Annotated in this window: 13 protein-coding genes; 7 read left to right on the top strand and 6 right to left on the bottom strand. The window is 69.3% G+C overall.

What is annotated here, in order from left to right:
• The first annotated feature begins 270 nt into the window (after positions 1-270).
• Entirely contained in the window at positions 271-735 is a 465-nt protein-coding gene (msrB, locus tag BCD48_RS26455; RefSeq protein WP_071051084.1) for a peptide-methionine (R)-S-oxide reductase MsrB, read from the top strand.
• Positions 736-1257 (top strand): peptide-methionine (S)-S-oxide reductase MsrA, encoded by a 522-nt coding sequence (msrA, locus tag BCD48_RS26450; RefSeq protein WP_071051083.1) that lies wholly within the window; start codon positions 736-738, stop codon positions 1255-1257.
• A gap of 267 nt (positions 1258-1524) precedes the next feature.
• Here the strand turns inward: msrA and BCD48_RS26445 are convergent, their stop codons facing one another.
• Positions 1525-1944, bottom strand: a complete 420-nt coding sequence (locus BCD48_RS26445; RefSeq protein WP_071051082.1) for a MerR family transcriptional regulator — start codon at positions 1942-1944, stop codon at positions 1525-1527.
• Positions 1945-2030: 86 nt separating this feature from the next.
• Between BCD48_RS26445 and BCD48_RS26440 the strand changes: the two genes are divergently transcribed.
• Both BCD48_RS26440 and BCD48_RS26435 read left to right on the top strand, forming a co-directional pair.
• On the top strand, positions 2031-3257 hold the full coding sequence (locus BCD48_RS26440; protein WP_083419227.1) for an MFS transporter: 1227 nt from the start codon (positions 2031-2033) through the stop codon (positions 3255-3257).
• Between the two features lie 975 nt (positions 3258-4232).
• Complete coding sequence (locus BCD48_RS26435) at positions 4233-4820, top strand: GNAT family N-acetyltransferase (RefSeq protein WP_312623361.1); 588 nt, start codon at positions 4233-4235, stop codon at positions 4818-4820.
• Positions 4821-5008: 188 nt separating this feature from the next.
• Here the strand turns inward: BCD48_RS26435 and BCD48_RS26430 are convergent, their stop codons facing one another.
• From BCD48_RS26430 to BCD48_RS26420, 4 genes are all read right to left on the bottom strand, one after another.
• Entirely contained in the window at positions 5009-5605 is a 597-nt protein-coding gene (locus tag BCD48_RS26430; RefSeq protein ID WP_241842001.1) for a hypothetical protein, read from the bottom strand.
• A complete protein-coding gene (locus tag BCD48_RS26425) occupies positions 5602-5847 on the bottom strand; it encodes a hypothetical protein (RefSeq protein ID WP_241842000.1) in 246 nt (81 codons plus the stop codon). The genes BCD48_RS26430 and BCD48_RS26425 overlap by 4 nt, the downstream gene beginning before the upstream one ends.
• Positions 5848-5896: 49 nt before the next feature.
• On the bottom strand, positions 5897-6058 hold the full coding sequence (locus BCD48_RS51570; protein WP_157910566.1) for a hypothetical protein: 162 nt from the start codon (positions 6056-6058) through the stop codon (positions 5897-5899).
• Positions 6059-6438: 380 nt separating this feature from the next.
• Positions 6439-8076 carry an IS1182 family transposase gene (locus BCD48_RS26420; protein WP_274536578.1) on the bottom strand — a complete coding sequence of 546 codons (1638 nt, stop codon included), beginning with the start codon at positions 8074-8076 and terminating at the stop codon, positions 6439-6441.
• A gap of 511 nt (positions 8077-8587) precedes the next feature.
• On the opposite strand from BCD48_RS26420, the gene BCD48_RS50815 reads away from it, so the two are divergent.
• Positions 8588-9316 (top strand): hypothetical protein, encoded by a 729-nt coding sequence (locus BCD48_RS50815; RefSeq protein ID WP_131804108.1) that lies wholly within the window; start codon positions 8588-8590, stop codon positions 9314-9316.
• A 292-nt stretch (positions 9317-9608) separates the two neighbouring features.
• Complete coding sequence (locus BCD48_RS51565) at positions 9609-9767, top strand: hypothetical protein (protein ID WP_157910565.1); 159 nt, start codon at positions 9609-9611, stop codon at positions 9765-9767.
• A gap of 235 nt (positions 9768-10002) precedes the next feature.
• On the opposite strand, the gene BCD48_RS26410 is transcribed toward BCD48_RS51565, so the two are convergent.
• Positions 10003-11658, bottom strand: coding sequence for an AMP-binding protein (locus tag BCD48_RS26410; RefSeq protein WP_071051077.1), 1656 nt, complete (start codon positions 11656-11658; stop codon positions 10003-10005).
• Positions 11659-11948: 290 nt separating this feature from the next.
• Between BCD48_RS26410 and BCD48_RS26405 the strand changes: the two genes are divergently transcribed.
• Entirely contained in the window at positions 11949-12965 is a 1017-nt protein-coding gene (locus BCD48_RS26405; protein WP_083419234.1) for a helix-turn-helix domain-containing protein, read from the top strand.
• Positions 12966-13124: the final 159 nt, after the last annotated feature.

Raw genomic sequence — 13124 nt, 5'->3', positions numbered from 1 at the left:
GGCGGCAGGCTGAACGTCACACGCGTGATAATGGACACATGTGCCGTAACTGGCAAGTGTCCGGCCACCGAGACCGGCCGACCCGCCGATCATGAGATCGGCAGTGCTCTGTCGGCGGGCGTCCGCCAGCGTCCGCCGGTGCTGGCCATGGGCCAGACGATGGCCTGGGCATCCACGCTCGTCCGCCGCCGCCGCCCGCCCGCCGGCCGGGCACAAACGGGTGATCAGCGGCGTTAGATCCGCTAGGTATGCCACCGTCGGGAGGACGAGATGCCAGAGACCTACAGCAAGGACGAGGCAGCCATCTCGCGGCTTACGCCGGAGCAGTACCGGGTGACCCAGGAGAGCGGCACCGAGCCCGCGTTCACCGGTGAGTACTGCGACAACAAGGAGCCGGGGATCTACGTCGACATCGTTTCCGGTGAGCCTTTGTTCGCGTCGGTGCACAAGTTCGAGAGCGGCACCGGCTGGCCGAGTTTCACGGTGCCGATCGAGCCGGGCAACGTGGTCGAGAAGAGCGACACCAGCTACGGGATGCGGCGGACCGAGGTCCGGTCGGCCCACGGCGACAGCCACCTCGGCCACCTGTTCGACGACGGCCCGGCGGCCGCCGGCGGCCTGCGGTACTGCCTGAACTCGGCGGCCCTCCGCTTCGTCCCGGCCGACGAGCTGGACAGTGCGGGCTACGGCGCCTACCGGCACCTTTTTGAGGACATAGAGGGGAAGACCGAGTAAATGAGCACCGCGACAGAGAAGGCCATCCTGGCTGGCGGCTGTTTCTGGGGGGTCGAGGATCTCGTCCGCAAGCTCCCCGGCGTGCTGGACACCGAGGTGGGTTACACCGGCGGCGACGTGCCCAACGCGACGTATCGCAACCATGGCACCCATGCCGAGGCGCTGGAGATCACCTTTGACCCGGCCAGGATCTCCTACCGGGACCTGCTGGAGTTCTTCTTCCAGATCCACGACCCGTCGACGAAGAACCGGCAGGGCAACGACATCGGCCTCAGCTACCGGTCGGCGATCTTCTACACCGACGAGGAGCAGAAGCGGGTCGCCGAGGACACCATCGCGGACGTCGACGCCTCCGGCCTCTGGCCGGGGAAGGTCGTCACCGAGGTCGTTCCGGCCGGTCCGTTCTGGCAGGCGGAGCCGGAGCACCAGGACTACCTGCAGAACTACCCGGAGGGCTACACCTGTCACTACGTGCGGCCGGGATGGAAGCTCCCCCACCGGGCGGAGTCCGCGGCGCACTGACCATCCCTGACCGAGGGGACGCCCCACGCGGGCGTCCCCGCCTGGCCACCCGACTCCTTCGAACTGGAAGCAGAACGAGGTCGGCTTTGCCGCCGAAGTGGCGGGCGATGAGGGCGGCGTCGGCCCCGGCCTGCTCGGCGAGGAACGCGTCGAACGCCGCACCGTCACCGCGGCGGGCCACACCTCGGCCGTCGACCATCCCGGGCCCGTTCGAGGGCCACGCCCAGATGAGGCGCTGACCGTGCCGATCCGCCTTCGTCGGAAGGGTCAGGATGACGGCGCGGGTCGTTCGCCAGAGCGTCGATTTCCGGCGCATGGCGCGACACCGGACTGCGCGGCCGCGAGGTATTCGAGCACCGCGTCGCGGTTGCGCGTCAGGCAGTCGATCCGCTGCTGGATACGCGCGACCTCGTGGTGAAGCAGTTCGAGCGTCCGCGGGTTGAGGTTTTCCGGCAGCAGGTAGATGTGTTCGGGCTGGTCCAGGCACGGCAGGATGGCGCGGATGATCTCGGTGGTAAGGCCGCAGTCGAGCAGACCTCGAATCTGGCGCACGCGGTCGACCGTCGACTCGGGATAGGCGCGGTACCCGTTGTCGGCCCGCTCCGGGCTCAGCAGGCCCTGCTCCTCGTAGTACCGAAGCATCCGGGCGGGCACGCCGGTGCGCCGCGACAGCTCACCGATTTTCATCGTGCCGTGACCACCTCGGACGCGTTACCTGAGTGACCGGGACCACAGTTGCCATCACATTGATGTGAACGTCTGAGCATCGTCGCATGTCCAGATTTCAGACGCGCCAGACGTTCCCGGCCGGCGAGGCATCCCCGCCAGGGCCCGCGTCCCCGGCGGGTGAACCCACGTCCTCACCGGCGGCGCTTCCGTGGTCCGGGCTGCTGACGCTCACGACGGCGGCGTTCACCGCGGTGCTGACTGAGCAACTGCCCACGGGGCTGCTTCTCCGGATGAGTGCGGACCTGGACGTCTCGCGAGCCAGCGTCGGGTTCCTGGTCAGCGGCTACGCGGTCGCGTCCTGCCTGGCCGCCGTGCCGCTCACCGCGCTCCTGCGCCGCTACCACCGCCGTCCGGTGCTGGTGGGCGTACTCATCGTCCTCGGGCTGTGCAACGCTGTCGCCGCCCTGTCCGACAGTTATCCGCTGACGTTCGCCGTTCGGTTGCTGGCCGGCGCGGCGGGCGGGGTGGGCTGGTCGATGTTCGCCGGCTACGCCGCTCGGATGGTTCCGGTCGAACGCCAGGGCCGGGCGATCGCGATCGCCCTCGCCGGGATCACGGTCGCGTTCGCGGCGGGCGTTCCGGCGGGCACCGCCCTGGCCGCCGCCGTCGGTTGGCGCGCCGGCTTCGCCACGCTGGCCGCGCTGGCGCTGATCCTGGCGGCCTGGGTGATCCAGCGCCTCCCGGACTTCCCAGGCGAACCGGGCACGGCACGTCTCCCCGTGCGGCGGGTCATCGTCAGGCCGGGCCTGCGTTCCGTGTTCGCCATGACCCTCTTCCTGTTGCTGGGCCACCAGGCCATGTACACCTACACGGCCCCGTTCGTCGAAAGATCACGATTCGGGAACGCCGGCCTTGTGCTGTTCGTGTTCGGCGGCACGACCGTCGTGGGGGTTTGGGTCGCCGGCCTGGTGGTGGACCGGCACCCCCGGACGACCCTGCGGGCGGCGCTCGGCCTCGTCGCGGTCGCGATGCTCGCGCTCGGGCTGTTCGGGCGCGTGCCGCCGGTTCTGCTCGTCTCGTTCGTCGCCTGGGGCGCGGCATACGGCGCGATACCGACACTGCTGCAGGCCGCCGTGGTCGGCGCCTGCGGTCCCGACCAGGCCGACGTCGCCACGTCCATACAGACCACCGTGTTCAACCTCGGCATCGCGGGCGGTTCGCTGGCTGGCGGTGTCGCGCTTGAACGCGCCGGGGTGGGAAGTCTGCCATGGCTCGCGCTCGTCCTGGTCATCGCGGCCGCGGCGACCGCGCCGGCCGTGCGCGAATCATGACCGGCCGCCCAGCCACGTCCGGCAGGCCGGACGGACCGTGCGCGGACGCGTACCGGCTCATCTGGCGGCCGGCGCGGTCAGCCGCGTCCTGACTTCCGCCAAGTTAGTGCACAGTCGCGGCGCTTGGTGGAACTGACGATCACGCTCCGTAGCTTGGGTAGGGGTCGGAACCGCGGGATCCTTGCTTGCCAGCTGATCGAGGTCTGCGGCGAGAGATCCCGGCGGGATGGCGGAGAGGCGGGTTGGCAAGCGAGAGTGTTCGGATTGGGCAGCCTGGCCGTGCCCAGGGCTCCCGATTAGTGCACAAAAACGGCGCTCCCGATCGATGAACCCGCAGATCAGCGACCTGTCGGTGCGATCAAGCCGTGATCTTGGCGGAAGTCAGGAGCCACGTCCGGCAGGCCGGACGGACCGGGCGCGGACGCGTACCGGCTCATCTGGCGGCCGGCGCGGTCAGCCGCGTCGGCCGCCGGACCCGCCTCGCGCCCGCGCGGCGTCCCGGGCCGAGCAGAACTTCGCGGCGGACATGCGCCGGGGAGGATATTCGGGGCCCGTCACCGTCGGCCGGGATCTGATGAAGTTCTCAATCGGCGAGATCGCGCCATAAGAGCGCATTTGCGCCACTCCGCGGAAGCGCGTTCAAGCCCAACTCCGCTGAAATCATCCGGCCGATTGTCGGCCTGACGGCGGCGAAGTACTCGCGGTACGCGAAGCCGGTCCTCGAATGGTCCGACTATAGGCGCCGAGCGCCGAGCTCGTCGTTGACCTGACATCCCGACTCTTACCTGATCATGATCGCTTCATGATCAGGTGGGATGTTTGGGGTCCTGACCCTGGACATCCACCAGATCATGAATCGGTTCTTGATCTGATGTGGGTTCAGAAGTCCGTGGCTGGCTATCTGCCGGCAACCGGAGAGCCCGACCGGGGCTCGGGTTGGATGCCGTGTCCTGCCGCTGTGATGGCTCGCTCGCAATGGTGTGTCCATGGTCAATGTCCCTTCGGGGCGCGCGCTGTGCCGTCCGTCGCACCGCGGGGCATGGCATCGTCGCACTCGGCCAGCGCACCCCGCCGCGTCGGGTGGTCCGGCATGCTTCGCGAGTGGACACTCTCGCGGTCCGGGTGGCTCGACCCGATGACTACGGCGCCATCGCGGCGGTCGCGGATGACTGGTGGGGCCGGCCTGTCAGCAGGGCACTACCCCGACTCTTCCTCGACCACTTCCATGGTTCGAGCCGGGTCGTCGAAGACGACCATGGTCTGGCGGCCTTCCTTATCGCCTTCCGCTCGCCGTCGCGGCCGGACGTCGGCTACATCCATTTCGTCGGCGTACGACCTGACCACCGCGGCACCGGACTCGCCCGGTCCCTCTACCAGGACTTCTTCCGGCGCGCATTGACGGAAGGCTGCCGGGAGGTCGAGGCGATCACCGCGCCGAGCAACGCCGGATCGATCGCCTTCCACCGCAGCCTCGGCTTCACCGTCAATGGCCCGGTCCCGGATTACGACGGCCCCGGAAGGCCCATGATGACGTTTCGACGCGCCTTGGCGAACTCGACCTGACACCATCGCGCGGAGGGCTACTGCTGTGGGAATCTCCGCAACGAAATGGCGAACTGTATAGCGGATGGTGGGATGGGCCACAGGATTCTGCGGTGAGAGCTGGTGGCCGGTTCTCACCCCGTATCTGTGGTGACGCGCCGGCCCGATCGTGCTGGTCGGTGACTGAGTATCGCCGCGCGCCGACCGCTCTAGCCTTGCTCCTCGGATCCCTGCGGGGGAAGGTCGACTTCGAGGGCCTCCACACTCAGGGCATAGTCGTCGGGCTCGCGCGCGAGCTGGTCAGCGGCCTCATAGAGGATCGGTAGCAGAATGAGGTCCTTCGTGCGGCCCGCGGTCTCCTTGGAGCGGATGATGTCCTCGAGGCTGGCGACGTAGATGCTGAGGCCGTAGCCGGCGAGGTCATAGCGCCGCGCGCTGCGCATGATCGCGTCGAAGGGTCCCACGCCCGGCAGCTCGATGAGGACGTCGAGCGGGCCGTGGGGGGTCTGGTACATCGCGAAATACTCCGCGAAGAACTCCTCGCGACGGACCACAGGATGCGGCAGGTAGTCCGTGGAGTCTGCGTGCTTCTTCATGGTCACCTCGCTGGACAGGGCTCTGGCCAGCCGGTCCAGGTTCGCCGGGTCCGGGTCGGGCACTATGTCCAGGTCACCGGTGACGTAGGGAGTCCCCTGCAGGCGGGCGCCGACTCCTCCGACGATCGCGTAGCGGACCTCATGCTCGGCGAGCATGCCGAGCATCCCCGAGAGCCGTAGTCGCGGAGCCGGCTGGCCCCTGCGCGTCACTCGGTGACCATGCGGGCACTGGCGAAGACCGCGAGTTCATCCATGAGCATCTCCAAGCGCTCAGTGGGTGGCATCGCGAGGATCGCCTTGACCTGGCCGAGGATCGCCGGATCCGACTGGTAGGTCGCGCGGCTGATCGTCGTCATCAGCTTCTGCGCGCGCACACGCGCGAGTTCGGCTCGACGCCGCAGGTAGGCCGAGCGCGCGGCGGGATCGGTCGGCGGATCGAACAGGTCATCCATGTTCACGGCAGACCTCCCCGCGCACAGCCCCAAACGGCCGGGGACCACACTACGCACCGGTCACCGAGCCTCGGATCCGAAATCGCAGGTCAAGCCTAGCAGCCATCGTCTCGTCTGGATCTCCGGCGACCTGCCGGCCGAAGACCGAGTCCAGGTAGGCGGCGGCCACCATGGTGATCATCCGCCCGGCACGCTGGACACCTTCGCCCATCCGGAACCACGAGCTCGCGCCCGGGACAAAGCCAGGCCGGGATTCACACGCGGTACCCGGCATCCTCTGACTGCCCGAACGCCATCTCGACACAGTCAAGATCAACATTTGGTGGCGGGCGGAGAGGCCACTTTTAGGCCTCTGCGAAACCCCAGAACCGCAGCAGGTCCTCGCGCCACGCCCGGCGACCAGGCGCACAGTCAGTCAAGCGCCTCAGCAAAACGGCGAACTGCACACCAGACGGTGATGCGCGCCACGCGCCGGCTGGCTGCTCGCGAGCCTTCGCCGTGAGGACCTGCTCCGGTCGCCGCGCAACGCCGCGCCGGCGCCGGTGGCTGATCGTCGTTTGTACCCTCCGGTGATCCTGCTGGTTTATTCGGTCAGGCGGCTGCCAGTCGGGCGAAGTGGCTCGTGCGTGTGCGTTCGAGGGGCTGGTCGTTCCAGTAGTCGTCGAGGCGGAGGAAGTTGATCGCGATGGCGGTGTAGACGTGTTGGAGGTGGGTCTTGGCGAGGCCGCGGTAGCGGGAGCGACGCAGGCCGGTCGTGGCGGTGGCCTGGTGGATGGTGCCCTCGACTCCCGCGCGCAGGGCGTAGTCGGTCTTCCAGTCCGGGTCGTTCTGGAGGGTGCGGGCGGCCTGCTGTGCCTGGTAGATCTCGCGGGGCCGGATGGTCAGGCGCCGCCCCCCTGAGGAGGTGGTGCACTGGTCACGGGCGTGGCAGGGCCGGCAGGTCAGGACGGGGAAGCCGATCACGATCACATCCTGGCCCCTGTTGCGGGCGGGGCTCCACGAGGAACTGGTCTGTCCCTTCGGGCAGGTGGCCGTCCGGCGGTCGAAGTCGATGGTGAACCGGGAGCGGTCGTAGCCTGCCCCGGCTCTGGCCTGGGCGGAGCTGTCCTCGAGCAGGGGGGTGACCAGGGTGATCCCGTGGGCGCCGTGCGCGGCGAGTATCTGGTCTGGCGACGAGTAGCCGGAGTCGACGTAGTGGCGCTCAGGGGTCAGCCGACGGGCGGCGAGCTGGCCGTGTATGGGCTCGATCATGGCGATGTCGGACACGGTCGCGTCGGTGGTCACCACGTTCGTGATGAGGTTCGGGGTGCTCAGGCCGTCACCGGCGGGTTGGCAGGTCTCGGTCAGGTGGACCTTGTAGCCGTCCCAGACGGTGGCGTGCTTGGCGCCACTGCGGGTGTCGAGGTCGTAGGGAGAGGTCAGCCGGGTTCTGCCGGGCGGGAGACCATCCCTGTCCTCCCGCCGCCTGACCACCTCCCGCCCGTCCTCGCCCACGGCCCGGGTGTAGTGCTGCACCAGGATCTGGCGCAGCACGTCGAGGGCGGGCAGCTCGGCCAGCCAGCCCGGCGTGCCAGGCCCGTACACCGCCGTCAGCAGCGCGAACCCGTCCTGTCCGTAGGTCTGCGCAAGTTCCTCCCGTTCGGCCTTCGACGACGGCATCGCCCAGCTGTCGACCCGGCGGGCGTAGCGCCGCCCCCAACCCGCCACGTCGACCGCCCCGGCCAGCCAGCCCGGCGCCGCCACAGCCAGCGCCTCCAGAGCGGCCCGGACCGACTCCCCGGCCAGCTCCGTCCGGTTGAGGCCGCGCACCGCGGCCAGCACATGCGTCGAGTCGGTGCGCGCCCGGCCCCCCGACCCGACCAGCCCCCGCCCGGCCAGCGCGTCCAGCAGCAGGTCCAGCGCCTTCTCCTCCAGCCCGTGCTCGACCAGCCGGGACCGGAACTCCACCAGCACCGACGGGTCGAACCCCTCGTCGTCGAGTTCGAGGCCCAGCGCGTACTTCCAGTCCATCCCGAACCGCACCCGCGCCGCCGCACCCCGGTCGGTCAGGTTCTCCACCATCTGCAACACCGTCACCAACGCCAGCCGCCCCGGCGACCAGCCCGGCCGACCCCGCACCCCGAAGGCCCCCGCGAACTCGCCGTCCGCGAACAGCTCTCCCCGCTCGTCACGGACCCGCATCGCCACCGGATACGCCCCTCGCCGCGCCGCCGCCCGCGCTGCACGCACAGTCGCCTCCGGAATCTCAGGCCACGACTCCGACCGCATCGACACCACAACCCCCCACCACAGCCGGGAACAGGGACAGAGACAACAGACCAGCTGCCCCACCACCCTCCACCCCTAAGATCAACAGAGAGCCGCCACAGTCGATCAAGTAACCCAACCCGAATAAACCAGCAGGATCTCCGGTGGCTGTCTGCCGGGCAGGATCGCAGCCACCGGAGGGCATGAATGGCGATCAAGCCCGCGTCGACGGCCGGCGTGGTCACAGGATTGCGTAGGTCCGGCCAGTCGCCGCAGCGAAACGGCCGACTACATGACGGCCCGGACGGAGTTCCGGACCAGCCGCTTGCGCGGACTCGGCGTCCGGTCCCGATTACACTAATCTTTACCGGCGCCCCGGCTCGCCTACGACCAGGGGGCCCACGCGTGTTCCGGCGTCGGCGGCGAGCAACGTTCCCGCGTCACGCCCACCGTTAGGCCCCGCCCGTCCCACCAGCATAACCTTGGAGGCCGCATGAGACGCGTTAAGGTATCAGCGTTGGCGACCGGCGCCCTGCTCGTCGGCCTTATTGTTGTTGCCTGGGCGGCGCACAACCTGGCGACCGGCAGTACCGACTGCGGCGGCCAGCAGATGTCCGACGGTGACCGGTGCGTCAACTGGAGCCAGGGAACACGAAACTCCGCCGACGAACAGCGCCGCGTGAATCGGTTCGGCGACGGGTTTATAATCGGCCTCGTCGGCGCTCCTCTGATCGTCGGCGGCGCCATCGGATTTTTAAACGGGCTCTCGGTCGACCCGGCCTATTCGGCATGGCGGCGGCTGGCGCGCCGGGAGGGCTGGGACTTCATCGAACCGGTCGACAGCGAGCGATACGGCAGGCGCGGTATCCTCAGGGGGAAGATTGGCGCCGTGCAGTTCAAGGTCTTCGACGAGGTCCGGGAACAAGATAAGTTGATCTTCAAGCTCAGAAAAAGAAGGACCGTCTGGGTCGTATACCTTCCCGAGTCGACCGCGCCCGCGTTCGCGGAATGGTACAAGAAATCCGACTACCGGATCGCACCGGAGCTACTCCCTGCGGGGATGGCAGTCTCTGCCACCGGACTGCAGAGTTGTGACGACCACAGAAAGTCGAGGACGCCGGCCAGACTGGTCCAGCGAGTCCAGGCGATGGCCACCATCGTCAACCGGTTCGTGGCGGAGACGGCCACGCCGCCCAAACACCAGTCTGAGGGCTCGCGATGAGCGGCCCCGTGTTTGGCGAGCATGCCAGGCCAAGTGTCCCCGAGAGCTGTAGCCATGGTGCAGCCTGGGCTGTGTTTGTCACTCCGTGACCAGGCTGCGTTGGCGAAGACCGCGAGCTCATCCATGAGCATCTCGAGGCGCTCGGTGGGTGGCATCGCGAAGATCCACAGTCGGGGCCTGTAGCTGCCGGGTCAGAAAAGATCACAGACACCCACGAGGCCATGCCTGCCTTCAGGCCGCGCACCCAAGGCAGAAGTCGCGGGCTCGGCTAATCACCGCCCTGACTGGCCAGGTGCAGCGTACCGAGCGCGACCTTGCCCAGGCCCGCCGAGACCGTGACGACGCCATCCGTGAAGTCAGGGCATCCGGCGGCCGCACCCTCCCGGAGATCGCCAAGGCCGCCGGCCTCTCACTCGCGAGCGTCAAGATCGTCCTGCGCGGGACATACTGACCGGCGGACCCTTACGTGCCTGGCGCCACATGCCTCTTGGGCGAGAACCTGAGTAATTTCGTTTCCTCGCTCTAGCTCCGAACATCCCACCGGATCATCGGCGGCCTCCAGCGACTTCCCGCCACCCCACACGGTTGGGGCCGGCCGGACGGGTCACCGACGGCCAACGGCGATCTTCGAGATGCTGGCCGGGCGAACGCTATCGTGGACGACGGTAGCCTCCTCAGCCAGGGGATCAGCCCAGTAGCGGTTCGAGCCGGGCGCGGTCGGTGTCGTCGAGGGAGCGCAGCGGCTCGCCCTTGGCGGGGCGCCATACGACCGGTCCGGAACGCCAGGCCTCCCGACGGAGGCGGCGCTTGTCGATCTTCATGCTGGCCAGTTTCGGCAGCTCGCCGGTCACCCGGACGAAGGCCGGCACCCACTTGGGCCCAAGGTCAGGCTGCTCGGCGAGGAACGCGTCGAACGCCGCCGGGTCGAAGCCGGCGCCGTCCCGCAGCTCCAGCGCCGCCATCACCCGGTCCCCTACCGGGTCGTCGGGCACTGCGTAGACCGCGACCGAACGGACCTCGGGATGGCGGGCGAGAATCGCCTCCACCGGCGCCGCGGCGAAGTTCTCACCGTCGACGCGCAGCCACTCGTTCGACCGCCCGGCGAAGTACAGCCAGCCGTCCGCGTCGCGGTAGGCGAGGTCACCGGACCAGTAGGCACCGTCCCGGAACCGGGCCCGGGTCGCGTCCTCGTTGTTGTAATAGCCCTCGAACCCCGACACGGGCGAGGTCTCGACGATCTCACCGACCGCCTCGTCCAGATTCGCCGGTCGACCGGCCGCGTCAAGGACCACCGCCGGGCATTCCGCGCCCGTCTCCGGGTCGAGGACCTTGACCGTCTGGTCGGCGGTGCCGAGAGCGTTCTCGGGCATCGAGGGGTCGCGCCGGATGATGATGATGCCCTCGGTGGAGCCGTAGCTGTCCCGGACGGAGCAGCCGAACCGGCGGGCGAACTCGCGGATGTCCCGCGTCGACGCCTCGTTGCCGATCGCGAGCCGCAACGGGCTGTCCGCGTCGTCGTCACGCTCGGGGGTGGCGAGGATGTAGTTCAGGACCTTGCCGGTATAGGTGAGCATCGTCGCGCTGTGGCGGCGGATGTCCGGCAGCGTGCCCGAGGCGGAGAACTTCGCCCGAGTCGCGATCGGAATACCGGCGTTGAGGGCCGACGACCAGCCCGTGAACAGCGAGCTGGAATGGAAGAACGGCAACGGCGCGTACACCACGTCACCCACGGCCCCGCCGTCCCCGCCGCCGACACCAGCACCGCCACCGACACCAAGCCCGGCGATCCGCGCCACGTGGGCGCCGGTGCGGGCGAACCGGCCCTGCGTGCAGCGCACCGCCTTCGGCAGCCCGGTCGAACCGGACGTGAAAATCAACAGGAACAGGTCATCGGCGGCGACCGGCCGCGCGCGCGGCGCGGAAGGCGCGGCGGTGAGCTGGGAGGCGTACTCATCGCTGTCGACGAGCAGCGTCCGCTCCGCGGCGACTCCGGTATCCGTGCCTTCCAGCATGGGCTGGTAACCCGCGGAGGTCACCAGGACCTGGCAGTCGGTGTGCCGCACCAGCTGCGCCAGCGCCTCGCCCCGGTAGGTCGCGTTGATGCCGACGACCACCGAGCCCGACAACGCCGCCGCGCCCAGCCAGAACAGATAGTCGGGCACGTTGTCGAGCAGAACGCCGATGTGCGGCGGGCGGCCGTCGTCGCGTAACGACTCGAACACCGACGCGCGGCGGGACGCCTCTTCGACCAGCTGCCGGTAGGTCCAGCGCTCGTCTCCGAACAACAGCGCGACGGCATCACTGCCCGCCCGCCCGAGCAGCAGCTCGCCCACGGTCGTCACGGCCGCCTCACCTCCGCAATCCGCCGACAGCCGCACCGAACGCCGCCGTTCATAGTCCCGCATTGTCCGCGCGCGATTCGGCGCACGCGACGGCCGCCGCCTCCGCCGATGTCAGCTCGCACCAGCGGGCCAGTCTCGGCCGAGGTTTATGTCGACATCGACTTCGACCTCGTGACCCTAGCCGCGGCGGACGGGCACTCGCAACGGACCAGCCGGTCCGGGTACGCACTGTGCGAAGCCATGGGCGCACCATGCGAACCGGCAGCCGGCTGAGCTACGGTCGCCGCATCATGAGCAGCAGACCATCACCGCAGACAGATCGGCTACTCGACCTGGTGGACCTCCTCGCGGCCCGCCCCGTCGACGGCGCCACCCTGGCCGAGATCGCGCGAGCGCTCGGCCTCAGCAAGACGACGATCCACCCGATGGTCGTGACGCTGGCCCGGCGTGGCTGGCTGCTGCGCCACCCGGAGCGGCACACGTACCGGCTCGGCCCGGCGCTGGTCGCGGCCGGGCGGGCCGCGGGCCGCAGCCACGCCGTCATCGACGCCGCCCGCCCGGTGGTCCACGACCTCGCCGCGGTGACCGAGCTGACCTGTCTCGCGCTGGTCACGGGCGCGATTCCCGGTGAGCGGGACGAGCTGCTCATCGGCGAGATCGGGCAGCCGCCCCAGCCGGCGCTGAACGGCGCCGGCGGCGCGGCGGTCGGCACGGGCGCGGCCTACCGCTACCTGCGCCTGGGCGACCGGTTTCCGCGGCAGCCGCCGATCGGAGCGGTCTGCGTCGCCTGGTCGGACGACCCCACCGCCGTCGAGCAGTGGCTTGACCGGCTGGGCCCGGACCGGCCGCGCGACGCGCTGGCACAGATCACCCCGAGCCTCGCCGGGCTGCGGGCGCGCGGCTGGGGCGTCGAGGTGGACAGGCACCTGCGCGAGCGCCTCGACCTGCTGGCCGCGGAGCTCGGCGAGGACCAGCGAGGCGCCGAGCACGCCGCGGCGCTGCGCCGGATCCTGAGCGAGGTCCACCGGATGTTCGGCCTCGCCGACGCGCTGCCCGCGACGATCGAGCCGGGCGGCACCTACCGCGCGACCACGGTCAGCGCCCCCGTGTTCGACGCCCGCGGTGACGTCGTCGTCGTGCTGGCGGCGATCTGCGCCTCCGACCAGCACTACGCGCCCGTTCGGACCGGCGCCGAGGTCATCGACCTCGGCGAGCGCGTGCGCGCGGCCGCCGAGACCCTGACAGCTCTCACCCAGGGACACCCGCCCGCCCTGTGGCAGGACGCGAAACCCAGCCACAACAAGTAACGCCGCACCAGCAGCGACACCGACCCACCCCTGTGGCAAAACACGAAACCCAGCCACAACAAGTGACGGCGCACCAGCGCAGTACCAACCCAGCCACCTCGTCGAGCGGGATCAGCCGGACCACCGTCATATGCGTCAGCCCGGAATCCACGCAGGGAG

The sequence above is a fragment of the Pseudofrankia coriaricola genome (assembly GCF_001854805.1).
Taxonomy (GTDB): domain Bacteria; phylum Actinomycetota; class Actinomycetes; order Frankiales; family Frankiaceae; genus Pseudofrankia.
This window is presented reverse-complemented; position numbering and strand designations above follow the sequence as displayed.